The organism is Streptomyces sp. NPDC093149 (assembly GCF_044754145.1).
Lineage (GTDB): Bacteria > Actinomycetota > Actinomycetes > Streptomycetales > Streptomycetaceae > Streptomyces.
The window spans coordinates 1,031,993-1,054,183 of sequence record NZ_JBIVON010000001.1; the positions used below are offsets into that span (position 1 = coordinate 1,031,993).

Genomic DNA, 22,191 nt, shown 5'->3' on the forward strand with positions numbered 1-22,191 from the left:
TTCTCCATCTGTCCGGTTGTGAGGACGCCCGTGGGGGGCGGGCCGCTCCGGACCTCAGGGATCGAGGAGGCGGCCGGGCAGATGGAGACGACCAGTCGGGTGGGCGCGGAAGGCGCGCCGGACACAGCCACCGCGGAGGGGAAGCCGGCGGCCCGGCGTACTGTCGACGGATTTCTGGCTGCTCCGTTTCCCTGGTACGCACTGGACGAGGCATTCACCGGCCCGCGTCGGCTGATGCAGGTGGGCACCGCCGCGGACGGCACGGTGCAGCACGGCTCCGTCGGGCACGGTGACGAGCCGTCGGTACGGGCCGAGGGGGGTGCCGAGAGGCAACGATTCGCCGTCGTCGTGACGGTGGCCAGCAGCCCGGTGCGGCACAGCGGGGACGGTACGGGGGTGCTGGACGCGACCACGGTCTCCTCCGCGGCCTGGCTGGCCGGGTCCGGTCTGCTGGCCTGCACATGGCCTCCGCAGATGGATCACTCGCTGCGTGACGACTGGCTGGACCAGCAGACGGAGACGGCGTTCGAGCTCGCCGACGATCTGGACGGCCCCGCGTGGTCGGTGCTGTCGCTGCCGGTGGACGGCGTCCCCGTGCCGTTCCACTACCGCGAGTCCGAGTTCGGCTGGGTGCTCGCGGGGTCGGCGCGCGGCGGGGTGCACATCGGGGCGTACGGGCGGGGGATGAGCGCGTACGGGCTGGGATTCTCGGTGATCGGCGACATCACGGCGTACGCGTAGGGCCGGGCGGTGGGGCGGTGACCGGTCCGGGTCGGCCGCCCCTCGCAGCCCGCTGCGCGGCTCAGAACTTGTTGCGCGGGGTGATCCCCAGCGACATGCCGGACAGGCCGCGCTGACGGCCTCCCAGCTTGTCCGCGATGGTGCGGAGCGCCTTGCCGGCCGGGGAGTCGGGGTCGGACAGGACGACCGGCTTGCCCTCGTCGCCGCCCTCGCGCAGCCGTACGTCGATCGGGATGGAGCCGAGCACCGGCACCTCCGCGCCGGTCGTCCTCGTCAGCCCCTCGGCGACCTTCCGGCCACCGCCGGTGCCGAACACGTCGACCATCTCGTCGCAGTGCGGGCAGGGCAGCCCCGACATGTTCTCGACGACGCCGACGATCTTCTGGTGCGTCTGCACGGCGATCGAACCGGCCCGCTCGGCCACCTCGGCCGCCGCCTGCTGCGGGGTCGTGACGACCAGGATCTCGGCGTTCGGCACGAGCTGCGCCACCGAGATCGCGATGTCACCGGTGCCCGGCGGCAGGTCGAGCAGCAGGACGTCCAGGTCGCCCCAGTACACATCGGCGAGGAACTGCTGGAGTGCCCGGTGCAGCATCGGTCCGCGCCACACCACCGGGGCGTTGCCCGGGGTGAACATGCCGATGGAGATGACCTTCACGCCGTGCGCCGACGGCGGCATGATCATGTTCTCGACCTGGGTCGGCTTGCCGTCCGCACCGAGCATCCGGGGCACGCTGTGCCCGTAGATGTCCGCGTCCACGACACCGACCTTGAGACCGTCGGCCGCCATCGCGGCCGCCAGGTTCACCGTGACCGACGACTTGCCGACGCCGCCCTTGCCGGACGCGACCGCGTAGACCCGGGTCAGCGAGCCGGGCTTGGCGAACGGCACCTCGCGCTCCGCCGTACCGCCGCGGAGCGAGGACGCGAGTTCCTTGCGCTGTTCATCGCTCATCACGTCGAGCGTGACGTCGACGCGGGTGACGCCTTCGACCTTCGCCACCGCGTCGGTCACGCTCTTGGTGATCGTCCCGCGCATCGGACAGCCTGAGACCGTGAGATAGACCGTGACAGCGACCACACCGTCAGCACCGATCTCGACCGACTTCACCATGCCGAGTTCGGTGATCGGGCGGTGGATCTCCGGGTCGTTCACTGTCGCCAGTGCCTCAAGCACCGCGTCTTCCGTAGCCATACCTTGATAGTACGGGTGCGCGCGCCACTCCTTGAAAGGGTGGTGCGGGCGGCGGGAGAGCGGGCGGCGCTCGCTGCTACGCGCGAGTAACCCCATCAGTGGTCCTCGTCGCTCTCGGCCGGGAGCGGCGCGTGCCGGTCCCCCAGGTCCCTCATGAGGTCCTCCAGCTCGGAGCGGATCCAGTCGCGCGTGGCGACCTCTCCGAGGCCCATCCGCAGGGCCGCGATCTCGCGGGTGAGGTACTCGGTGTCCGCGATGGAGCGTTCGTTCTGCTTGCGGTCCTGCTCGTAGGTGACCCGGTCGCGGTCGGCCTGCCGGTTCTGCGCGAGCAGGATCAGCGGGGCGGCGTACGAGGCCTGGAGCGACAGGATCAGCGTCAGGAAGATGAACGGGTACGCGTCGAACCGCCACCCCATGGGCGCGAAGGCGTTCCACACCACCCAGACGATGATGACCAGCGTCATCCAGGCGATGAAGCTCCACGTGCCCAGGAACCGGGCGATCCGTTCGGAGAGCCGGCCGAACGACTCGGGGTCGTACTCGGGCAGCAGCCGACGCCGGGGGGCCTTCGGCTGGTCCAGCCGGGAACGGGGCGGGCGCGTGATGCCCGAGGCCCCCGTCGGCACCCCCTTCCGGTCCTCACCGGCCACTGGCGATCTCCTCCTCACCGTGGAAGTCCGTCTCCCGCCAGTCCTCCGGCAGCAGGTGGTCGAGGACGTCGTCGACGGTCACCGCGCCGAGCAGCGATCCCCTCTCGTCCACGACCGGCACCGAGACCAGGTTGTACGCCGCCAGATAGCTGGTCACGGCCGGCAGTGGGGTGTCCGGCGCCAGGGGGACGAGATCACTGTCGACGATCGAGCTGACCAGCGCGTACGGCGGATCGCGCAGCAGCCGCTGGAAGTGCACGGTGCCCAGGTACTTGCCGGTCGGTGTCTCGTCCGGCGAGCGGCACACGTACACCTGGGCGGCGAGCGCCGGGGACAGGTCCGCCTGCCGGACCCGCGCGAGCGCGTCGGCGACGGTCGCGTCCGGGCGCAGGACGATCGGCTCGGTGGTCATCAGGCCGCCCGCGGTCCGTTCCTCGTACGACATGAGGCGCCGCACATCGGCCGCGTCGTCCGGACGCATCAGGGCCAGCAGCCGCTCCTTGTCCTCCTCGGGCAGCTCGGACAGCAGGTCGGCCGCGTCGTCCGGGTCCATGGCCTCCAGGACATCGGCGGCGCGCTCCTCCTGGAGCTTGCCGATGATCTCCACCTGGTCGTCCCCGGGCAGTTCCTCCAGGACGTCGGCGAGCCGGTCGTCGTCGAGCGCGGCGGCGACCTCGGCCCGTCGCTTGGGCGACAGATGGTGCAACGCGTTGGCGACGTCCGTGGGGCGCAGCTGCTCGAACGTGGCGACCAGGGACTCGGTGCCCTGCCCGTGCTCCTCCAGCGAGAAACCGCTGACCGCCGACCACTCGACCGTCAGGGTCTCGCCCTTGCGGCGCAATGCCCCGCCCTTGCCCTTGCGCACGAAGTACTTGTCGATCTCCCAGTCGCGGCGGGCCGGAAGCTGCTGGATGGCGACATCGAGGACGGTGACCTCCTCGCCGGTCTCCACGAGACGGACGCGCCGGTCGAGGAACTCACCGAGCACCAGACGTTCGGTGGGCCGCTGTTCGAAGCGCCGCATGTTGACCACGCCGGTGGTGATGACCTGGCCGGACTCGATCCCGGTCACCCGGATCATCGGGAGGAAGATCCGGCGGCGGCTGAGCACCTCGACGACCAGGCCGAGCAGCCGGGGCGGCCGGCCGCCGACCCGCAGCATCGCGACCAGGTCGCGGACGCGGCCCACCTGATCGCCGTTGGGGTCGAAGACCGGCACACCGGCGAGATGCGAGACGAAGACCCGGGGGGCGCCTGCCGCCATGGTGCGCCTCCTTCTTCCGTGTACGACTTCCCTGTCCGGTCTGTTTGACAGCTAATTAACCGTTATGACGGGATCAGGCTAGCCCGTACCGCTCCGGGTTGCCCCGGTGGACCCGTCCGTACGGCTCCCTGCCGGAAGGCATGAACGGCACGGGTACGCTGCCGTCTGCCACCCCCGCCATGCAGATGAGAGGCAGTGCGCCCGTGACCGCTTCCGTTCCGCCCGTCCGGGCCCGACGCCGGACCGTCCTCGCCGTTGTGCTCTGCGCGGGACTGACCGCCGCCCTCACGGCGTGCGGGGGCGAGGACCCGGACAAGGGGACCAACGGGGTCGGCAGACTCACCGCCGTACAGATCGAGAAGAAGGCGCAGACCGCCGCGGCCTCGGCCGACGCGGTGCGCCTCGCCGGGAAGCTGGTCAGCAAGGGCGGCACCTACCAGCTCGACATGCGGCTCAGGGAGAGGGGCGGCACCGGCTCCGTCGTCTCGAAGGACAGCACCTTCGAGCTGCTGCGGATCGGTGACGATCTCTACCTCAAGGCGGACTCGGGCTTCTGGAGCCACGACGAGAAGCCCGGCGCCGACGCCCACGCGGGCGGGGCCGCCGCGGACAAGCTCCAGGACAAATACGTGAAGGTGCCCGAGGGCGACCCCACGTACAAGCAGCTGCGCGGCTTCACGGAGAAGAAGACCCTGCTCGACGGGTTGCTCACGCTGCACGGCACCCTCGACAAGGGCGACCGCGGGACGGTCGGACCGACCCGGACCATTCGGATCACGGGCGGCAAGGGCGAGGGCGGCATGCTCGACGTCTCGCTGGAGGGCACGCCGTATCCGCTGCGGTTCGCGCGCGCCGCCGGCGGGGGGATCGTGACGCTGTCGGACTGGGGCAAGGACTTCCCGCTGCAGGCCCCGGCGAAGGAGGACACGGTCGACTACGGGCAGCAGCTGCCCAAGACGTCGTCCTGAGGCGGGCCGAGCGGCACCCGAACCGGCCGCACGGACAGCAGCACTGAACCGGCCGCGCGGATCAGGAAACTCGGCTCCGGCCCGGCCAACCGGTCGCGCCCGGTGCCGGTCACCACGCCCGGCCCGCCCGGCCGCGCCGGATCCGGATCGCCGTGCCGGTCCCGCCGGACCCGGGTCAGCCCTTGCGTCCCCGCTTCAGCAGCCGCGGCAGCCCGGCCGGTACCGGTCGTCGCGTGGTCGCGGGCGTCGGCAGGGGCGCCGCGGCCAGTGAGCCGTCCGGAAGCTCCGTGCGGAATGCGCCGGGCGTCAGCCGCAGCACCCGGCACTCGCGCGCCCACCGCTCCGTCATCCGCTCGGCGTCCGGCGCGTTCAGCCGCTTGCCCTTGAGTTCGGCGACCGCGGCCTCCCACTCCTCGGAGTGCGGTGCGAGCTCCGCCACGGCGGCCGTCCAGGCCACCAGCCGGCCGCCCTTGTCCTTGCTGCGCACGGTCACCTCGGCGGCACGACCGTCGACGAGGCCGGCCGGGAGCGGCTGCTCGCCGGGGCCGTCGCCGACCAGATGCGCCGCGCCCTCGTGCCACACGTGCCACAGCGCCCGCGCGGGCCCGGTGCCCCGCACCCAGATGAGGCCGGACTTCTTGGTGGCCTCCTCGACGAGAGCCCGGCCCAGCGGCACATCAGCGGCAGCAGCAGTCATGCCCGAACTCTATTAGAGCCAGCCGTTGCGCTTGAGCGTGCGGTGGATGGAGAAGCACACCACCCCGATGACCCCCAGCACCATCGGGTAGCCGTACTTCCAGCCCAGCTCGGGCATGTGCTTGAAGTTCATGCCGTAGACACCGCAGATCATCGTCGGTACGGCGACGATCGCCGCCCAGGACGTGATCTTGCGCATGTCCTCGTTCTGCGCGACGGTCGCCTGCGCCAGGTTGGCCTGGAGGATCGAGTTCAGCAGTTCGTCGAAGCCGATGACTTCCTCGTGCACCCGCGCCAGGTGGTCGGCGACGTCACGGAAGTACTTCTGGATGTCGGGGTCGATCAGCCGCATCGGCCGCTCGCTCAGCAGCTGCATCGGCCGCAGCAGCGGCGAAACGGCCCGCTTGAATTCCAGGACCTCACGCTTGAGCTGGTAGATCCGGCCGGCGTCGGAGCCGCGCGGGCTGCCCTTCGCGGGGGTGGAGAAGACCTCGATCTCCACCTCGTCGATGTCGTCCTGGACCGCGCCCGCCACCGCGATGTAGCCGTCGACGACATGGTCGGCGATGGAGTGCAGGACCGCGGAGGGCCCCTTGGCGAGCAGCTCGGGGTCGTCCTGCAGCCGGTGCCGCAGCGCGCGCAGCGAGCCGTGGCCGCCGTGCCGCACGGTGATGACGAAGTCCCGGCCGGTGAAGCACATCACCTCGCCGGTCTCGACGACCTCGCTGCTCGCGGTGAGCTCGGTGTGCTCGACGTAGTGGATGGTCTTGAAGACGGTGAAGAGCGTGTCGTCGTACCGCTCCAGCTTCGGTCGCTGGTGGGCGTGGACCGCGTCCTCGACGGCGAGCGGGTGGAGCCCGAACTCCCGGGCGATCCCGGCGAATTCCTCCTCGGTCGGCTCGTGCAGTCCGATCCAGGCGAAGCCGCCCTCCTCGCGCACCTGGAGCATCGCCTCGTGCGGCGTGCGGCAGGTGCCGCTCTCCAGGCGTCGTCCGTCGCGGTAGACCGCGCAGTCGACCACCGCGCTGGAGACGGACGGGTCCCGGGTGGTGTCGTAACTGTTGTGCAGGGCGTTGCTCTTGCGCAGGGACGGGCGCACGGCGGCGCGCAGGTCGCGGATCATCGACATGGCTGGCTCCTTCACGGAGGGCCGTCGTCGGGCACGTGGAACAGCCCGGAATGGGGACGTGTGCTCACGTCCGCAAAGCGGGCGGCACCGCGGCGGCGCGATGACGGCGGTCGCTACAGACAGGCAAAAGGGAAGTGCTCTTCCGTCGTGCGCAATGCCATGGGCCTTGACCGAGAAGGCTTCAGATCACCGAAGTGTGGTGAGGTGCGGAAGAGCGGTTGGTACTGCACGGTCGACTTCGATCCATGGCAGCCCCACCTCCTCCGGCCGGTCCCCCGTGGGGGATGACGTGTCGTCGGGGCTGAGAGCGACGCTTCTGCGTGCTGCCCCGACCAGCGGCCAAGACTATCAGCCGTCCGAGGGTCAATCCCTTACTTTGCCCGTTCCATACGCGTCCTATGCTCGCGGGATGGGAGAAATTCTTGCTCTGGTCGAGGCCCGGCTGCTGACGGCCCTCGGCGAACCGGACGCGCGCGCCGCGGTGACGTTTCTCGGTACGGACCGCATCGAGGTGCTCCGTTTCGTCGACGGCGACGTCGTGCGTTACGCCACGCTCGGCATGTCCGCGCAGCCGATGGCCGATCCGACCGCGACCCTCGCGGACCCGGTCAAGGGGCCGCGCGCCGAGCTGATCCTCTCCGTGCGCGCGGGGCTCGCCGACACCGACAAGGTGCTGCGCCCGCTGGCCGTGCTGGCGGCCTCCCCGCAGGTCGAAGGGCTGATCGTGGCGCCCGGCGCCTCGCTGGACGTCGGTGAGCCGCTGTGGCCCGGGGCGCCGTTCAGCTCCGTACTGGTCGCCGAGCCGGGCGGGCTGGTCGAGGACCTGGATCCGAATGAGCCCGCACCCGGCGGCCCGGGTCGGGACGGCGGTCCGGAGGCGGTCGGCCCCATGGATCCGGTGCGGTTCCTGCCGTTGCTGCCGATGACGCACAACGAGGCCGCGTGGAAGCGGGTCCGGGGAGCGCAGGAACTCCAGGAGCGGTGGCTCTCGCACGGTACGGATCTGCGTGATCCGCTCCGTGCCTCCGTCGACCTGGACTGAGACGTACGTCGTGCCGGGCACGGGGAAGCCCCGCCGCGCGGCCAGGAGGGGGAGCCGCGGGCGGGGCGGAACGGGGGGAGCGGGCCGGCGCCGTGGTCAGTCGGCGAAGACCGTGACACCGTCCTCGGTGGCGTGCTTCGGCTCCAGTTCCTCCGCGTCGTGGGTCAGCGCCGCGCGCCGGATCCAGACGACGATCGCACCGATCACAGCCGTGATCGCGGCGACGACGAAGGGGATGTGGATGTCGCTCCACTCCTCGATCTTCGGGGCGAGGTACGGGGCGGCGGCCGCGGCGAACCAGCGGACGAAGTTGTAGCCCGCGCTCGCCACCGGGCGCGGCGCGTCCGACACACCGAGCGCCAGCTCCGTGTAGACGGTGTTGTTCATGCCGATGAAGGCGCCGGAGACGACCGTGCAGACGATGGCGGCGGTGTGGTTGCCGTATCCCAGGACCAGGAGGTCGGCGGCGAGCAGCACCAGCGAGGCACCGAGCACCTTCAGTGACCCGAAGCGCTTCTGCAGCCGCGGGGCGACGAGCACCGAGAAGACCGCGAGCAGCAGACCCCAGGCGAAGAAGACCGCACCCGACTTGTACGGCGTCATGTCGAGCACGAACGGAGTGAACGCCAGGATCGTGAAGAACGCGTAGTTGTAGAAGAACGCCGAGGTCGCGACGGAGGCCAGGCCGCCGTGGCCGAGCGCCTTGATCGGGTCGAGCAGTGACGTCCGGCCGGCGGGCCTGGGCTGTTCCTTCAGGAACAGCGTGATGCAGATGAAGCCGATCGCCATCAGCGCGGCCGTGCCGAAGAACGGGTAGCGCCAGCTGGCATCACCGAGCAGGGCGCCGAGCAGGGGGCCGCAGGCCATGCCGAGGCCGAGCGCCGACTCGTAGAGCAGGATCGCCGCCGCGCTGCCACCGGCCGCCGCACCGACGATCACGGCGAGCGCGGTCGAGACGAAGAGCGCGTTGCCCAGGCCCCAGCCGGCCCGGAAGCCGACGAGTTCGGCGACGGACGACGAGGTGCCGGAGAGCGCGGCGAAGACGACGACGAGCGCGAGGCCGGCCAGCAGCGTCTTGCGGCCGCCGATCCGGCTGGAGACGAAGCCGGTGACGAGCATCGCCACGGCGGTGATGAGGAAGTACGAGGTGAAGAGCAGGGACACCTGGCTCGGTGTCGCCTCCAGGCCCTTGGCGATGGACGGCAGAATCGGGTCCACCAGGCCGATTCCCATGAACGCGACGACAGAGGCGCCCGCCGTGGCCCAGACGGCCTTCGGCTGGCGCAGGATGCTGCCCGCCCCCTGATCGAACGGATCCTCTCCCTGCATGGGTCTTCTCGCTCTCCACTAGATCGTTGTGTTATACACAGAATAAGTTAGGGGAACTAATGAGTGCAAGTTACATCTAATTCCGCAGGTGAGGGCCGCACTACGGACGGGTGATCATCCTTGACGCGACGGCCGACCTGGAGGACCGTTGGTCGCTATGAGGGGCGAACCCAGTTGCCCGAAGTGTGGAGGCCGGGTCAGGGCGCCCGGTCTCTTTGCCGACACCTGGCAGTGCTCTCTGCACGGCAGTGTGCAACCGCTGCAACCGGTCGTCCCGCCCAGCGTCGAGGCGCTGGGCGTGGTCGTGGGCCGTGCCCGGGTGCCGGTGTGGATGCCCTGGCCGCTGCCGGTGGGCTGGCTCTTCACGGGCGTGGCGAGCGCCGGTGACGAGCGCAGCGGCGGCCGTGCCACCGTCGTCGCCTGCTCAGGTCCCGGCCCCGTCGGCGGCATGGGCGAGCTGCTGCTCGTCACCGAGGAGCTCGGCGTCGGACTCGGGGCGCGCTATGCCGGGATCGACGGCCCCGACCCCGGGCCGCATCTGGATGTCGACGGCCCGCCGGACGTCAAGATGCTCGCCGCCGGACGTCCCACTCCGCTCTGGCACGTCAAGGGCGCTCCCGAGGACCGCGCGGTCTTCGCGGGCGAGGCGCGCGGGCTCTGGCTCTGGGCGATCGTCTGGCCCGAGCAGTCGGGGCTGCTGATGTACGACGAGCTGGTGCTCGCCGATCTGCGCGAGGCCGGGGGAGAGATGGACCTCGTGCCGTGCGGGGCGCTCACCCCGCGCCTGCTCGACTGAGAGCGACAGGCTCCGAGGCCACCCGACAGGCTCCGAGGGCCGTCCCGTGGTCACGGGCGGGCTTCGGGAGCCGGTGGAGGTCTCCGGTCGCAGCACCGGCCGGGGCGAACGGAGCCCGGCCGGGCGGTGTCCGGATGCCGGTTATCCTTGAACGTCCCCCTGTCCGGCCCCGAGCACTGGAGTACGCGTCGTGCGCATCGACCTGCACACCCACTCCACCGCTTCGGACGGCACGGACACCCCCGCCGAGCTGATGCGCAAGGCCGCCGCCGCGGGCCTCGACGTCGTCGCCCTCACCGACCACGACACCGTGCGCGGTCACGCCGAGGCGACCGCCGCTCTTCCGGACGGCCTCACCCTCGTCACCGGTGCCGAGCTCTCCTGCCGGATCGACGGTGTGAGCCTGCACCTGCTGGCGTACCTCTTCGACCCCGACGAGCCCGAGCTGGCGCGCGAACGCGAGCTGGTGCGGGACGACCGGGTGCCGCGTGCGCGGACCATGGTGGGCAGGCTCCAGGCGCTCGGCGTGCCGATCGAGTGGGAGCGGGTCGCCAGGATCGCCGGGGACGGATCGGTCGGCCGACCGCACATCGCCACCGCGCTCGTCGAGCTCGGCGTCGTCGAGACCGTCTCCGACGCCTTCACGCCCGAGTGGCTCGCCAACGGCGGACGCGCGTACGCCGAGAAACACGAACTCGACCCCTTCGACGCGATCCGGCTGGTCAAGGCCGCCGGCGGTGTCACCGTCTTCGCCCATCCGCTCGCCGTCAAGCGCGGTGAGGTGGTTCCCGAGTCGTCGATCGCGAAGCTCGCCGCCGCGGGCCTCGACGGCATCGAGGTCGACCACCCGGAGCACGAGGGCCTCGACGAGCCGACCAGGGCCAGACTGCGTGGCCTCGCCCGGGAGCTGGGGCTGCTGACGACCGGCTCCAGCGACTACCACGGCACCCGCAAGACCGTCGCACTCGGCGAGTGCACCACCGACCCCGAGATCTACGGCGAGATCACCCGGCGCGCCACGGGAGCCTTCCCGGTGCCGGGCGCGGGCGGACCCCGCCCCGTGTAACGCCGCACGCGACCCGGCCGGGGCCGAAGCCCCGCGGCCCGGCACCGGCGGCCCGACGCGTACCGCCGCTCGTCCCTCCTCCGCATTCCACCGCGCACCCGCGGCCTCCGGGCCGCCGCCCCGGTTTCGGGGTGCGCTCCTTCAGACCGTTTCTCGTTCTTCTCGCGCAAGGCTCACTGTGTTCGACGTCGCTGTCTTCGGATCCCTTTTTCTCACGCTTTTTGTGATTATGGATCCCCCTGGAATCACCCCGATCTTCCTCGCCCTCACCGCGGGCCGCCCCGCCAAGATGCAGCGCAGGATGGCGCTGCAGGCCGTGGCCGTCGCCTTCGGCGTGATCGCGGTCTTCGGGGTGCTCGGCCAGCAGATCCTCGACTATCTGCATGTCTCCGTACCCGCCCTGATGATCGCGGGCGGGCTTCTCCTGCTGTTGATCGCGCTCGATCTGCTCACCGGCAAGACCGACGAGCCGACGCAGACGAAGGACGTCAACGTGGCGCTCGTGCCGCTCGGCATGCCGCTGCTCGCCGGGCCCGGTGCGATCGTCTCGGTCATCCTGGCGGTGCAGCACGCCGACAGCGTGGGGAGCCAGATCTCCGTCTGGTCGGCGATCATCGCCATGCACATCGTGCTCTGGCTGACCATGCGTTACTCGTTGCTGATCATCCGGGTCATCAAGGACGGCGGCGTCGTGCTGGTGACCAGGCTCGCCGGAATGATGCTCTCCGCGATCGCCGTACAGCAGATCATCAACGGGGTCACCCAGGTCATCCAGAACTCCTGACGGCGCCCGCGGACACCACAGCGCCCCCGTACGGACCGTCCGTACGGGGGCGCTTCGTCTTTGTACGTCGTTGTGCGTTACGAAGCCGAGGATTCGGCCGGGCGGATGTAGATGCGCTGGCCCATGGCTGCGGCCTGCTGCACGATCCGGTTGACGGAGGCGGCGTCCACGACGGTGCTGTCCACGGCGGTACCGTCGACATCGTCGAGTCGCATGATCTCGAAGCGCATACGGCTTCCCTTCGTCTGATCCTCCTGCTGGAGAACTACTGGGAGGACGGATGACCCGTCCGCAAGGATGAGAGCGCTCGACAGCGATGTCCTGCGCTCCACGAGGTGTACAACGGCTTGCCTCCGGCAAACATTCCCTACGCTAAGGAAATTTTTTGGATGTCTAAGCATCAGCAGGTCACCCAGCACGCGCCGGTGACGAGGCCCGTATGAACGAGGCAGAGATCGGCGAGCGCCTGGACCGCACCAACGAGCTGCTCCAGCGCGTGCTCGCCGAGGTGTCGAAGACCCCCTCGACCCACGCGATCTTCGTGGACGCGGGTTATGTGTACGCCGCGGCCGGACTGCTCGTCACCGGCACCGAGGACCGCCGCTCCTTCGACCTCGACGCGGAAGGGCTGATCGAGGCCTTCATCGACAAGGCCCGCACGATCTTCGCGGACAGCAGACTGCTGCGCGTGTACTGGTACGACGGAGCCAGGAGGCGCATTCACACCGTCGAGCAGCAGTCCATCGCCGAACTCCCCGACGTCAAGGTCAGACTCGGCAACCTCAATGCCAACAACCAGCAGAAGGGTGTCGACTCACTCATCCGCACCGACCTCGAATCGCTCGCCCGGCACCGTGCCATCAGCGACGCGGCGCTCGTCGGCGGCGACGAGGACCTGGTGTCCGCGGTCGAGGCGGCGCAGGGGTACGGGGCCCGCGTGCACCTGTGGGGCATCGAGGCCGGGGAGGGGCGCAACCAGGCCGAACCGCTGCTCTGGGAGGTCGACAGCCAGCGCACCTTCGATCTGGACTTCTGCCGCCCGTACGTCACCAGACGCCCCGTCACCACCTACGAGGAGGACACCCCCGCGCCCTCGCGCGAAGACGTCCGCTTCGTCGGTGCGCAGATCGCCGCGGCCTGGCTGGCCGCCCGGGGCCGGGAGTCCCTCGCCGATCTGCTGCCCGGCCACCCTTATCTGCCGGGCTCGGTCGACCAGGACCTGCTGGTCGAGGCCGAACGAGTGCTGCAGCACTCGCTGCGCGGCCACGCGCATCTGCGCCGGGCGCTGCGAGACGGCTTCTGGCAGCACCTGCAGGCCCAGTACTGAGTTCCGCGGTGACGGCGCCGCCCTTCCGGCCTCGTCGAGTTCCGGCGGTGGCGCCTACAGGCTTTCCCAGAAGGAGACGAGCGCGGCCGCCGTCTGCTCGGGGCGGTCCGTGTTGGGGGAGTGCTCGGCGCCCGCGATCCGGGTGCGGTGCGCCCCCAGTCGCCGGGCCATCTCGTCGAGCAGCGGCACCGGCCAGGTGTCGTCGCGCTCACCGGAGAGCACATGGACCGGCAGCGCCACGGCGGCGAGTTCGGCCACCCGGTCCGGCTCGGTCGCCAGCTGACGGCCGGTGGCGATCAGCTGGGCGGGCCGGTGGCGCAGCCAGCGCCGGCGCAGCGCCTCGCCGTCGGTCGTCGCGTCCTCGGGCGGGTCGAGGGCGCGCATCGCCTCCCACACCTCGGCCATGCTCAGCGTCGCGAGCGCGTCGCTCAGCATCTTCACCTTGAGCTGCTGGGCCTCGGCGACCTGGGCGGGACCGGAGGACATGAGCGTCAGCGAACGGAACGGGGAGGCGTCGAGCAGCACGGCGGCGCGGGCGATCTGCCCGCCGAGCGAATGCCCGACCAGATGTACGGAGCCCTCGCGGGTGATGTCGGGCGCTGCCGCCTGCGCCAGCACATCGCGGGCCAACTCGATCTGTGTGTACTGGTCCTGACGGTCCGTCCCCTCGGTTTCGTACTGCCCGCGACCGTCCACGGAGACGATCCGGTACCCGGCGGCGGAGAGTGGTTCCAGCAGTGCGATGAAGTCCTCCTTGCTGCCCGTGTACCCGGGCAGCAGCAGGGCCGTGCCGCGGTGCGCGGTGCGCGGCGGGGCGTCCAGCACGGCGAAGTCCCCGCGCGCGGTGCGGAGCTGGTGGGCGTGGGCGCAGGGGGGCGGGGTGAAGGTGTGCGGCCGGCTCATGGGACGAGGTTACGGCCTCCCCCGCGACAGGGAGCGGGCTCCCGGCGCCCTGCGACTCCGCTTGCGGCGTTGTCGTCGGTCAACGACTCACCTTCCCCAAGCTCTCAGCTGCGTTCGAGCAGGGGAGGCCCCATCCGATTCCTTCCTCCGCCTTGCAGTCGAAGCCGCATGACGCCGCTCGCCGGCCCACTCCCTGTCGTGGGGGAGGCCGTTATGTCCTGCACCGCCGGACGGGCAGAAGAGCAGGTCCCCGAACGCCGGACGGGCTTGAGGAAACCCTCAAGCCCGTCCGGCGAAATCAGGCCCCTCCGGTCGACGGAGGAGCGGGGTCCGGGGCGAACCCGGACGAGGCGGTGCCGCGCGTTCAGCCCTCGGCCTTGGCGGCAGTCGCACGCGGCGCCCGGCGCCGACGCGGCTTCGCCTCGCCCTCGGCGGCCGGGGCCTCCGCCACGACCTCCGTCTTCGGCTTGGCGGCCGCACGTGTGCGACGGCGCGGCGTCTTCGCGGGCGCCGGCTCGGAGATGGGCGCGATCTGGAAGTCGACCTCGTCCTCGACCGGCTTGACCACGCGGGTGCGGCGGCGCGGCTTGGTCACCGTCTTCGCGGGCGCCGGCTCGGAGATGGGGGCGATCTGGAAGTCGACCTCCTCCGCCACCGGCTTCACGACGGCGGCCCGGGTGCGGCGACGGCGCGGCTTGGCCTCGGGCTCGTCCCCGGCCTCGGCGGCAGGAGCCTCGACCGTGCTCACCGCGGCCTCGGCCGCGATGTCCGCGGCTCCGACGCGGGTACGGCGCCGGCGGCGCGGCGTACGCGGCGTACGCGGCTCGGACGGGGCGTCGGTCACCTCGGCGGTCGGGGCCGGTACCACGGCCGCGGTGCCGACGGTCTCCCCGACGGCGGGGACGGCCGAACCGCCCCGCGTACGACGACGCTGGCGCGGCGTGCGCGGCGCACGCTCCTCGCGGGTGGCGGGCGCCGCGGAGGTCTTGCGGCCGCGGCCGCCCGTCTCGCCGAGGTCCTCGATCTCCTCGGCACGCAGACCCGCACGGGTCCGCTCGGCGCGCGGCAGGACACCCTTGGTGCCGGCCGGGATGTCGAGCTCCTCGAAGAGGTGCGGCGAGGTGGAGTACGTCTCGACCGGATCGTTGAAGTCCAGGTCCAGCGCCTTGTTGATCAGCTGCCAGCGCGGGATGTCGTCCCAGTCGACCAGCGTGATCGCGATGCCCTTGGCACCGGCCCGACCGGTCCGGCCGATGCGGTGGAGGTACGTCTTCTCGTCCTCCGGCGACTGGTAGTTGATGACGTGGGTCACACCCTCGACATCGATGCCGCGGGCCGCCACGTCGGTGCAGACGAGCACGTCCACCTTGCCGTTGCGGAACGCGCGCAGCGCCTGCTCGCGCGCACCCTGCCCGAGGTCGCCGTGGACGGCGCCGGAAGCGAAACCGCGCTTCTCCAGCTGCTCGGCGATGTCGGCAGCCGTGCGCTTCGTGCGGCAGAAGATCATCGCGAGTCCGCGGCCGTTGGCCTGCAGGATGCGGGAGACCATCTCCGGCTTGTCCATCGAGTGGGCCCGGAAGACATGCTGCGAGATGTTCGCGACGGTCGCGCCCTCGCCGTCGGGCGAGGTGGCGCGGATGTGCGTCGGCTGCGACATGTAGCGGCGTGCGAGACCGATGACGGCGCCGGGCATGGTCGCCGAGAAGAGCATCGTCTGGCGCTTCGCCGGAAGCATGGTGATGATCTTCTCGACGTCGGGCAGGAAGCCGAGGTCGAGCATCTCGTCGGCCTCGTCGAGCACGAGCGCACGCACGTGCGAGAGGTCGAGCTTGCGCTGTCCGGCCAGGTCGAGCAGTCGGCCCGGGGTGCCGACGATCACGTCGACGCCCTTCTTCAGGGCTTCCACCTGCGGCTCGTACGCGCGACCGCCGTAGATCGCGAGAACGCGGACGTTACGCACCTTGCCGGCGGTCAGCAGGTCGTTGGTGACCTGCTGGCAGAGCTCGCGGGTGGGGACGACGACCAGCGCCTGCGGCGCCTCGGTCAGCTCCTGGGGCTTGGCCCGGCCGGCCTCGACGTCCGCGAGGACGGTGACGCGCTCCAGCAGCGGAAGACCGAAACCGAGGGTCTTGCCGGTGCCGGTCTTGGCCTGGCCGATGACGTCGGAACCGGAGAGCGCGACGGGGAGCGTCATCTCCTGGATGGGGAACGGGGACACGATGCCGACGGCCTCAAGGGCCTCGGCCGTCTCGGGGAGAATCCCGAGTTCTCGGAACGTAGTCAGGGTGCTGCCTCTTCTGTGAGACGCGGTCCGAGGCGAACGCTGGGGGTCGTACCGTGCCGGGGTTGGTCATCCGGCCGTGGATGGGCCGGGTGGCGCGGGACCACTGCCGTCGCTCGAGCGCTCGTGCCGCTGAGGGGGCCCCTCATCTGCGGTCGTACGAGTCGTACGCCCCGCGCGGAGGGCTGTCGGGTCGGAGCCGATCGGGCCACCGACCGGGCATCCTCATTCAATTTCGCGTCACCAACCCAAAATACTGAGTAGACGCAATACCACTGTACCCCGGATTTGCGCATGTGTGTTGGGCGAATTCATCGGAACGGTGTGATGTCACTGGCCGGCCAGGCCCTTCCGTCCCCCGTCGGGCGGGCTATTCTGCGCTTCATGGAGACGCCTGACAACGCCAACGAAGCCCCCGTGCTCACCGGGATCGCCGCCCAGGACTGGGCCACCGCATCCGTGGAGCCGCAGTACCGCGCAGCGGTCGTGGACCTGCTGGGAGCACTTGCTTACGGGGAGCTGGCGGCCTTCGAGCGGCTCGCCGAGGACGCCAAGCTCGCGCCGACGCTGGCCGACAAGGCGGAGCTGGCAAAGATGGCCTCCGCCGAATTCCACCACTTCGAGCGGCTGACGGACCGGCTGGCCGCGATCGAGGTGGAGCCGACCGGCGCGATGGAGCCGTTCGCCAAGGCGCTCGACGACTTCCACCGCCAGACCGCTCCGTCCGACTGGCTGGAGGGCCTGGTCAAGGCCTACGTCGGCGACTCGATCGCCAGTGACTTCTACCGCGAGGTCGCCGCCCGGCTCGACTCGGACACCCGCTCCCTCGTCCTCGCCGTGCTCGACGACACGGGACACGGCAACTTCGCCGTGGAGAAGGTGCGCGCCGCGATCGAGGCCGACCCGCGTGTGGGCGGCCGCCTCGCGCTCTGGGCGCGCCGGCTGATGGGCGAGGCGCTCTCGCAGGCGCAGCGGGTGGTGGCCGACCGTGACGCGCTGTCGACGATGCTGGTGGGCGGCGTGGCGGACGGGTTCGACCTGGCGGAGGTCGGGCGGATGTTCTCGCGGATCACCGAGGCGCACACCAAGCGGATGGCCGCGCTGGGCCTGGCCGCGTAGCACCTTCACCCCGGCAGTCCGGCGTCCGTCCGTACGGATGCCGGACGCTCTCAGAGCCTGCCGGGTGGCCTCCGACCGGGCGGCCACGCCCCGGTGCGTGCGCTTCCCGCGTCGTCGTCGGTCGCCGACGCTCTGCGTCGACTCCCTCCTCCGCCTCGGAATCGCACGCACCGGACCGCGTCCGCCATCCGGTCCGAGGTCACCCGACAGGCTCTCAGGCCGCCGCTGAGCGGCTCAGTCGGTGACTTCGGGGGCGGATCAGCAGCGAGAGCGTCACGGCCCCGACCAGCGCCGCGCCGACCAGCGTGGCCACCGAGTGGCCCGGTCCCAGCACCGAGTGCGTGAGAAACGCGCCGAACAGGGCTCCCAGAGCGCCGGTGGTGAAGACGGCACGGCGGGACGGGAGCCGGTCGGACAGCGAGTGGAGCCCCAGCCAGGCCAGGGCGAGTCCGAGCACGACGGAGCCGAGAGGTTCCAGAATCACAGATGATCACCTCGCGTGTTGCGGGGCGGGTAAATCGGTCGTTAGCGGTACTACCCGAGGGTGGCGGAACGCAACCCTCCTCGTACCGGGTTCGCACACAGGAATCGCCCCGACGGGCGGAAACGCGGACGGTGAGCACGGACGGAGCCGCGGACCGGACCGGGTGCCGGAACGGACAGCGGCCCGGCGGGGGGATCCCCGCCGGGCCGCTGTCACGACCACTGAGCGCGCCGCCCTACAGCGCGCCGAATCCCACGCGGCGCGTGCTGGGCTCGCCGATCTCCACGTACGCGATCCGGTCGGCCGGCACCAGGACCTTGCGGCCCTTCTCGTCCGTGAGGCTGAGCAGCTGCGCCTTACCGGTGAGAGCCTCGGCGACCGTGCTCTCGACCTCTTCGGCGGAAAGCCCGCTCTCCAGAACGATCTCCCGGGGCGTGTGCTGCACCCCGATCTTGACCTCCACGGCTATGTCCCTCCGACGGTCAGTCCCTGCGCGGTGAACCGCGCCGTACGCAGCACACATTAGCCCGCTGAGGGGAGCCGTCAGGGGCCGGTGGGCCACGCCCGCAGCGAACACGGGCGCCGGCCGGACCCGGCCGCAGCCGTCAGTGCTGCTCGATGCCGTGCAGCGGGAAGCCCGCGATGCCCCGCCATGCCAGCGAGGTGAGCAGCTGAACCGCGGTGTCGCGCGGGATGGCGGACCGGCTGGAGAGCCAGTAGCGGGCGACCACCTGGGAGACGCCGCCCAGGCCGACCGCGAGCAGCATGGACTCGTCCTTGGACAGTCCCGTGTCCCCGGCGATGACGTCGGAGATCGCCTCCGCGCACTGCAACGAGACCCGGTCGACGCGCTCGCGGACGGCGGGCTCGTTGGTCAGGTCCGACTCGAAGACCAGACGGAAGGCGCCGCCCTCGTCCTCCACGTACGCGAAGTACGCGTCCATCGTCGCGGCGACGCGGAGCTTGTTGTCGGTCGTCGACGCCAGCGCCGTACGGACCGCCTGGAGCAATGACTCGCAGTGCTGGTCCAGCAGGGCCAGATAGAGCTCCAGCTTGCCCGGGAAGTGCTGATAGAGCACCGGCTTGCTGACCCCGGCCCGTTCCGCGATGTCGTCCATGGCCGCGGAGTGGTAACCCTGCGCCACGAATACTTCCTGCGCGGCGCCCAGCAGCTGGTTGCGTCGGGCGCGGCGAGGCAGTCGAGTGCCTCGCGGACGCGCCGCCTCGGTCTGCTCGATGGCTGTCACGCCGCCTCCCAAATATGTGATCGGACACAGCCTTTCCGTGCACGCTGCGCCGTACCGCCATCGTACTTTTGGGTAACCCGGGTGCGCGCGGCGCGGACGCAGAATTTCACGGACCGGACGGCTGCGGTAGCCGCAGATTCGTCGACCGGTAGGGCAAAACGGGGCGAATCAGCGGTAATCGTCTTCATCCTGTGCGACCACACGAGCTTGTTCCGCCGCATCCGCCTCATTGGCGCTGTCCCGGTCGATGTCCGTGAGCGGTGCGTCGCGCCGCTGCTGGAGATCGGTCCGCTGCTCGGCGGCGTCCGCCCGGGGCGTCTCCTGGTCCGGTTCGTCCGGCTGGATGTCCTCGAAGGTTTCCGGGTCACTGGGGTCGACCGTCATGGTGACTCCCTTCCTCGCTACGAGCCTAGGAGCTACCCCTGCGAGCCGCTATGCGGTCTGTGACCGCGAACACATGATTCGTGGTGTGATCGTCTCGTAACATTGCCGCATGTCTTCGACCGAGCTGCCGGGCGCCCGTGCCGCCGCCGCGGTGGCCCCCACGGTGAGCACCGTCAGGGTCGCGGAGGGCGAGGAGCTGCGCTCCGTCGCGCTGCCCGGTCTGACACTGACCGTCCGGACCCGGCCGCCGGAGCGGACCGGGCTGCCGCCCGCGCTCTATGTGCACGGGCTCGGCGGCTCCTCCCAGAACTGGTCGGCGCTGATGCCGCTGCTCCAGGACTTGGTGGACGGGGAGGCGGTCGACCTGCCCGGTTTCGGGGACTCGCCGCCGCCGGACGACGGCAACTACTCGGTCACCGGGCATGCCCGCGCCGTGATCCGCCTCCTCGACGCGGCGGAGCGCGGACCGGTTCATCTCTTCGGCAATTCACTCGGCGGTGCCGTGGCCACCCGGGTCGCGGCGGTCCGTCCCGACCTGGTGCGCACCCTCACCCTCGTCTCGCCCGCACTGCCCGAGATCCGGGTGCAGCGTTCCGCCGCGCCGACCGGACTGCTCGCCGTTCCGGGTGTCGCCAAGATGTTCGCCCGTATGACCAGGGACTGGACCGCCGAAGAACGCACGCGCGGTGTCATGGCACTCTGTTACGGCGATCCGGCGCGCGTCTCCGAGTCGGGCTTCCGTGAAGCGGTGGCCGAAATGGAGCGTCGGCTGGAACTGCCGTACTTCTGGGACGCGATGGCGCGCTCGGCACGTGGCATCGTCGACGCGTACACGCTGGGCGGGCAGCACGGACTGTGGCGCCAGGCCGAGCGGGTGCTCGCACCGACCCAGCTCGTGTACGGCGGACGGGACCAGCTCGTCTCGTACCGGATGGCACGCAGGGCGTCCGCGGCCTTCCGCGATTCGCGACTGCTGACACTGCCCGACGCGGGGCACGTGGCGATGATGGAGTACCCGGAGGCGGTCGCCCAGGCGTTCCGGGATCTGCTCGACGAACTCGGCGGGAGCTGATCCGGGGCGTGGGACGACACAGCCGAAAGGGCCCCGCAACCACGGGGGGCGATACCGAGGCCCTCGCGGACGCGGGCGCCGGCCGGGAAGGCGTCCGCTCGGGGCCCGGCAGCGGGCGGCGTCGGAAATCGGCCGATGCGCCGGCCGGTACGGACGGGCACGCCCCGTTCCAGCACACCGGCCAGGTCCGCGGCGGCCACCCCGAACAGCGTGAATCCGGCGGCGGCTGGGGGACCGGCCCGCAGCAGACGGTGCCCCGGCGTGCTCAGCAGACGGGGGCCCGGCCGTTGGTGCCCGGGCCGCGGCGCGAGTTCGTCGAGGCCTTCGACGCGCCACCCGCTCCGCCCGCACCCCGGGGGCCTTTCGCCCCGCCCGCCCCGTCGGCCGATCCGAACGGCTCGGTCGGTGAGCACGGCGAGCAGCCGTCGAGCGGTGACACCGGTGCACCGGCGTCCGCCAGGAGCGCCCGGGGCCGCACGTTCACCGGCATCGCGGCCGCCGCGGTGACCACCGTGCTCGCGGTGGTCGTGGCCGGACAGGTCGCCCACGACGACGGTGGCGCCGACACCGCGCGGTCCGCGGGCGTCGACCGGGACGGCACCGAGGACGCATCCCGCTCGGACGACCGGACGACCCCGAAGCCGGCGCAGGTCAAGCCCCTTTCGTACGCGGAGAAGATGGCCAAGGCCTATCCGCTCGCTCCGAAGCTCCACGCGTCCGGGAAGTTCGAGACGGTTCCGGGCTCGGCGAAGGCCCCGGGCCGCGGGCACAAGTACCGCTACCGCATCGATGTCGAGAAGGGCCTCGGGCTCGATGCGGGGCTCTTCGCCCGAGCCGTCCAGGAGACGCTCAACGACGACCGCAGCTGGGCGCACGACGGCGCCATGACGTTCGAGCGGATCTCCTCCGGCGACCCCGATTTCGTGATCACCCTGGCCAGTCCCGGGACCACCGGGGACTGGTGCCGGAAGTCGGGCCTGGACACGACGGTGGACAACGTCTCGTGCGACTCCGCCGCGACCGAACGCGTGATGATCAACGCCTACCGCTGGGCGCAGGGGTCGTCGACGTTCGGTCCGGACAAACTCTTCGCCTACCGCCGGATGCTGATCAACCATGAGGTCGGTCACCGGCTGGGCCACAACCATGTGAGTTGCCGCACGCGGGGAGCGCTCGCTCCGGTGATGCAGCAGCAGACCAAGTCCCTGGACATCGACGGGATCAAGTGCCGGCCCAACCCCTGGGTGTACCCCGCCAGTTGAATCGGAAGAGGCAGGGCTCGGGGGTGTGCTGGGCCGCCCACCCGACCGGGCCGGCCGCCGTGCCTTCCGAGGGACCCGGGTCGCCACACCCAGAATCCGTCCGTATGTCGAGATGGGTGTCTCATTTCGCGTTGACATCCCCTGGACGGTGATCCATATTTCTCGGCATGTCACGCAGCCCCGTCACCCCTGAGCGCGCCGCCATAGAGCTGGCGCTCATCGGCGTGACCGGGCACAGCGTCGCCGACATCCACTGTTGCTGACGCCTGCCCGAGTGCGCGTCGGCCCCCCGTCCGAGACCTGAACCGGCCTCGGACGGCCGTCCCTGACTGCCGCGCTCCGGGCGTACTCCGTCCGCAGGCGCGACAGTGTCAGTGATTTCCGGCCATCTCTTCCCATGTGCCGACCGGTTGTATCCACTCGCCCTCGTTGCTGCCTGCGCGGAAATCCCT

General features: G+C 70.8%; 24 protein-coding genes. 11 read left to right on the plus strand and 13 right to left on the minus strand.

The features are described 5' to 3' along the window. Positions 1–81 precede the first annotated feature (81 nt). Positions 82–741: a hypothetical protein gene (locus ACIQCZ_RS04880; RefSeq protein ID WP_402279772.1), complete on the plus strand. Its 660-nt coding sequence runs from the start codon at positions 82–84 to the stop codon at positions 739–741. A 61-nt stretch (positions 742–802) separates the two neighbouring features. Here the strand turns inward: ACIQCZ_RS04880 and ACIQCZ_RS04885 are convergent, their stop codons facing one another. The 3 genes from ACIQCZ_RS04885 to ACIQCZ_RS04895 form a co-directional block, all read right to left on the minus strand. Further along, positions 803–1,936, minus strand: coding sequence for an Mrp/NBP35 family ATP-binding protein (locus ACIQCZ_RS04885; protein WP_402279774.1), 1,134 nt, complete (start codon positions 1,934–1,936; stop codon positions 803–805). Between the two features lie 95 nt (positions 1,937–2,031). Beyond that, positions 2,032–2,586 (minus strand): DUF1003 domain-containing protein, encoded by a 555-nt coding sequence (locus ACIQCZ_RS04890; protein WP_402279775.1) that lies wholly within the window; start codon positions 2,584–2,586, stop codon positions 2,032–2,034. After that, the gene (locus ACIQCZ_RS04895) at positions 2,576–3,850 is read right to left on the minus strand and encodes a magnesium transporter MgtE N-terminal domain-containing protein (protein WP_402279777.1); all 1,275 of its coding nucleotides are present in this window, start codon (positions 3,848–3,850) and stop codon (positions 2,576–2,578) included. The genes ACIQCZ_RS04890 and ACIQCZ_RS04895 overlap by 11 nt, the downstream gene beginning before the upstream one ends. A gap of 203 nt (positions 3,851–4,053) precedes the next feature. Between ACIQCZ_RS04895 and ACIQCZ_RS04900 the strand changes: the two genes are divergently transcribed. Beyond that, entirely contained in the window at positions 4,054–4,818 is a 765-nt protein-coding gene (locus ACIQCZ_RS04900) for a hypothetical protein (RefSeq protein ID WP_402279778.1), read from the plus strand. Positions 4,819–4,993: 175 nt separating this feature from the next. Here the strand turns inward: ACIQCZ_RS04900 and ACIQCZ_RS04905 are convergent, their stop codons facing one another. Both ACIQCZ_RS04905 and ACIQCZ_RS04910 read right to left on the minus strand, forming a co-directional pair. Further along, the gene (locus ACIQCZ_RS04905; protein ID WP_402279780.1) at positions 4,994–5,515 is read right to left on the minus strand and encodes a hypothetical protein; all 522 of its coding nucleotides are present in this window, start codon (positions 5,513–5,515) and stop codon (positions 4,994–4,996) included. Positions 5,516–5,527: 12 nt separating this feature from the next. Then, positions 5,528–6,643, minus strand: coding sequence for a magnesium and cobalt transport protein CorA (locus ACIQCZ_RS04910; RefSeq protein ID WP_402279781.1), 1,116 nt, complete (start codon positions 6,641–6,643; stop codon positions 5,528–5,530). A gap of 409 nt (positions 6,644–7,052) precedes the next feature. On the opposite strand from ACIQCZ_RS04910, the gene ACIQCZ_RS04915 reads away from it, so the two are divergent. Then, entirely contained in the window at positions 7,053–7,685 is a 633-nt protein-coding gene (locus ACIQCZ_RS04915) for a suppressor of fused domain protein (RefSeq protein ID WP_402279783.1), read from the plus strand. Positions 7,686–7,781: 96 nt separating this feature from the next. On the opposite strand, the gene ACIQCZ_RS04920 is transcribed toward ACIQCZ_RS04915, so the two are convergent. Beyond that, a complete protein-coding gene (locus ACIQCZ_RS04920) occupies positions 7,782–9,014 on the minus strand; it encodes an MFS transporter (RefSeq protein WP_402279784.1) in 1,233 nt (410 codons plus the stop codon). 157 nt (positions 9,015–9,171) lie between these two features. Here ACIQCZ_RS04920 and ACIQCZ_RS04925 point away from each other — a divergent pair, with 157 nt between their 5' ends. The 3 genes from ACIQCZ_RS04925 (at position 9,172) to ACIQCZ_RS04935 (ending at position 11,660) form a co-directional block, all read left to right on the plus strand. Continuing rightward, positions 9,172–9,810: a DUF6758 family protein gene (locus ACIQCZ_RS04925; RefSeq protein WP_376216094.1), complete on the plus strand. Its 639-nt coding sequence runs from the start codon at positions 9,172–9,174 to the stop codon at positions 9,808–9,810. Positions 9,811–10,000: 190 nt separating this feature from the next. Beyond that, positions 10,001–10,876: a PHP domain-containing protein gene (locus ACIQCZ_RS04930; protein ID WP_402279786.1), complete on the plus strand. Its 876-nt coding sequence runs from the start codon at positions 10,001–10,003 to the stop codon at positions 10,874–10,876. 178 nt (positions 10,877–11,054) lie between these two features. Further along, positions 11,055–11,660 (plus strand): MarC family protein, encoded by a 606-nt coding sequence (locus ACIQCZ_RS04935; RefSeq protein ID WP_093897497.1) that lies wholly within the window; start codon positions 11,055–11,057, stop codon positions 11,658–11,660. A 77-nt stretch (positions 11,661–11,737) separates the two neighbouring features. Here ACIQCZ_RS04935 and ACIQCZ_RS04940 read toward each other — a convergent pair whose 3' ends face one another. After that, positions 11,738–11,890 (minus strand): hypothetical protein, encoded by a 153-nt coding sequence (locus ACIQCZ_RS04940; protein ID WP_015611185.1) that lies wholly within the window; start codon positions 11,888–11,890, stop codon positions 11,738–11,740. 209 nt (positions 11,891–12,099) lie between these two features. Here ACIQCZ_RS04940 and ACIQCZ_RS04945 point away from each other — a divergent pair, with 209 nt between their 5' ends. Next, the gene (locus tag ACIQCZ_RS04945; RefSeq protein WP_402279788.1) at positions 12,100–12,987 is read left to right on the plus strand and encodes an NYN domain-containing protein; all 888 of its coding nucleotides are present in this window, start codon (positions 12,100–12,102) and stop codon (positions 12,985–12,987) included. A 54-nt stretch (positions 12,988–13,041) separates the two neighbouring features. On the opposite strand, the gene ACIQCZ_RS04950 is transcribed toward ACIQCZ_RS04945, so the two are convergent. After that, positions 13,042–13,890, minus strand: a complete 849-nt coding sequence (locus tag ACIQCZ_RS04950) for an alpha/beta fold hydrolase (protein ID WP_402279790.1) — start codon at positions 13,888–13,890, stop codon at positions 13,042–13,044. A gap of 364 nt (positions 13,891–14,254) precedes the next feature. Beyond that, on the minus strand, positions 14,255–16,084 hold the full coding sequence (locus ACIQCZ_RS04955; protein ID WP_402280225.1) for a DEAD/DEAH box helicase: 1,830 nt from the start codon (positions 16,082–16,084) through the stop codon (positions 14,255–14,257). A 471-nt stretch (positions 16,085–16,555) separates the two neighbouring features. Here ACIQCZ_RS04955 and ACIQCZ_RS04960 point away from each other — a divergent pair, with 471 nt between their 5' ends. Beyond that, positions 16,556–17,290, plus strand: coding sequence for a ferritin-like fold-containing protein (locus ACIQCZ_RS04960; RefSeq protein WP_402279791.1), 735 nt, complete (start codon positions 16,556–16,558; stop codon positions 17,288–17,290). A gap of 214 nt (positions 17,291–17,504) precedes the next feature. Here the strand turns inward: ACIQCZ_RS04960 and ACIQCZ_RS04965 are convergent, their stop codons facing one another. The 4 genes from ACIQCZ_RS04965 to ACIQCZ_RS04980 all read right to left on the minus strand — a co-directional run bounded on the left by ACIQCZ_RS04965 (position 17,505) and on the right by ACIQCZ_RS04980 (position 19,405). After that, positions 17,505–17,774 (minus strand): hypothetical protein, encoded by a 270-nt coding sequence (locus tag ACIQCZ_RS04965; protein ID WP_402279793.1) that lies wholly within the window; start codon positions 17,772–17,774, stop codon positions 17,505–17,507. A gap of 235 nt (positions 17,775–18,009) precedes the next feature. Next, positions 18,010–18,237 (minus strand): DUF3107 domain-containing protein, encoded by a 228-nt coding sequence (locus tag ACIQCZ_RS04970; protein ID WP_218105578.1) that lies wholly within the window; start codon positions 18,235–18,237, stop codon positions 18,010–18,012. A 142-nt stretch (positions 18,238–18,379) separates the two neighbouring features. Continuing rightward, the gene (locus ACIQCZ_RS04975; RefSeq protein ID WP_239227244.1) at positions 18,380–19,021 is read right to left on the minus strand and encodes a TetR/AcrR family transcriptional regulator; all 642 of its coding nucleotides are present in this window, start codon (positions 19,019–19,021) and stop codon (positions 18,380–18,382) included. 168 nt (positions 19,022–19,189) lie between these two features. After that, on the minus strand, positions 19,190–19,405 hold the full coding sequence (locus ACIQCZ_RS04980) for a hypothetical protein (RefSeq protein ID WP_351075510.1): 216 nt from the start codon (positions 19,403–19,405) through the stop codon (positions 19,190–19,192). A gap of 109 nt (positions 19,406–19,514) precedes the next feature. Here ACIQCZ_RS04980 and ACIQCZ_RS04985 point away from each other — a divergent pair, with 109 nt between their 5' ends. The 3 genes from ACIQCZ_RS04985 to ACIQCZ_RS04995 all read left to right on the plus strand — a co-directional run bounded on the left by ACIQCZ_RS04985 (position 19,515) and on the right by ACIQCZ_RS04995 (position 22,002). After that, a complete protein-coding gene (locus tag ACIQCZ_RS04985; protein ID WP_402279795.1) occupies positions 19,515–20,477 on the plus strand; it encodes an alpha/beta fold hydrolase in 963 nt (320 codons plus the stop codon). An 8-nt stretch (positions 20,478–20,485) separates the two neighbouring features. Continuing rightward, positions 20,486–21,739, plus strand: coding sequence for a DUF3152 domain-containing protein (locus ACIQCZ_RS04990; protein ID WP_402279796.1), 1,254 nt, complete (start codon positions 20,486–20,488; stop codon positions 21,737–21,739). A gap of 167 nt (positions 21,740–21,906) precedes the next feature. After that, positions 21,907–22,002, plus strand: a complete 96-nt coding sequence (locus tag ACIQCZ_RS04995; protein WP_322110005.1) for an Ms4533A family Cys-rich leader peptide — start codon at positions 21,907–21,909, stop codon at positions 22,000–22,002. Positions 22,003–22,191 lie beyond the last annotated feature (189 nt).

Excerpts from the sequence above, each read along its gene's own strand:
- ACIQCZ_RS04905 (WP_402279780.1), bottom strand. The coding sequence starts at position 5,515 with ATGACTGCTGCTGCCGCTGATGTGCCGCTGGGCCGGGCTCTCGTCGAG.
- ACIQCZ_RS04910 (WP_402279781.1), bottom strand. The coding sequence starts at position 6,643 with ATGTCGATGATCCGCGACCTGCGCGCCGCCGTGCGCCCGTCCCTGCGC.
- ACIQCZ_RS04925 (WP_376216094.1), top strand. The coding sequence starts at position 9,172 with ATGAGGGGCGAACCCAGTTGCCCGAAGTGTGGAGGCCGGGTCAGGGCG.
- ACIQCZ_RS04945 (WP_402279788.1), top strand. The coding sequence starts at position 12,100 with ATGAACGAGGCAGAGATCGGCGAGCGCCTGGACCGCACCAACGAGCTG.
- ACIQCZ_RS04950 (WP_402279790.1), bottom strand. The coding sequence starts at position 13,890 with ATGAGCCGGCCGCACACCTTCACCCCGCCCCCCTGCGCCCACGCCCAC.
- ACIQCZ_RS04895 (WP_402279777.1), bottom strand. The coding sequence starts at position 3,850 with ATGGCGGCAGGCGCCCCCCGGGTCTTCGTCTCGCATCTCGCCGGTGTG.
- ACIQCZ_RS04885 (WP_402279774.1), bottom strand. The coding sequence starts at position 1,936 with ATGGCTACGGAAGACGCGGTGCTTGAGGCACTGGCGACAGTGAACGAC.
- ACIQCZ_RS04995 (WP_322110005.1), top strand. The coding sequence starts at position 21,907 with ATGTCACGCAGCCCCGTCACCCCTGAGCGCGCCGCCATAGAGCTGGCG.
- ACIQCZ_RS04955 (WP_402280225.1), bottom strand. The coding sequence starts at position 16,084 with ATGACGCTCCCCGTCGCGCTCTCCGGTTCCGACGTCATCGGCCAGGCC.
- ACIQCZ_RS04880 (WP_402279772.1), top strand. The coding sequence starts at position 82 with ATGGAGACGACCAGTCGGGTGGGCGCGGAAGGCGCGCCGGACACAGCC.
- ACIQCZ_RS04940 (WP_015611185.1), bottom strand. The coding sequence starts at position 11,890 with ATGCGCTTCGAGATCATGCGACTCGACGATGTCGACGGTACCGCCGTG.
- ACIQCZ_RS04985 (WP_402279795.1), top strand. The coding sequence starts at position 19,515 with ATGTCTTCGACCGAGCTGCCGGGCGCCCGTGCCGCCGCCGCGGTGGCC.
- ACIQCZ_RS04915 (WP_402279783.1), top strand. The coding sequence starts at position 7,053 with ATGGGAGAAATTCTTGCTCTGGTCGAGGCCCGGCTGCTGACGGCCCTC.
- ACIQCZ_RS04960 (WP_402279791.1), top strand. The coding sequence starts at position 16,556 with ATGGAGACGCCTGACAACGCCAACGAAGCCCCCGTGCTCACCGGGATC.
- ACIQCZ_RS04980 (WP_351075510.1), bottom strand. The coding sequence starts at position 19,405 with ATGACGGTCGACCCCAGTGACCCGGAAACCTTCGAGGACATCCAGCCG.
- ACIQCZ_RS04920 (WP_402279784.1), bottom strand. The coding sequence starts at position 9,014 with ATGCAGGGAGAGGATCCGTTCGATCAGGGGGCGGGCAGCATCCTGCGC.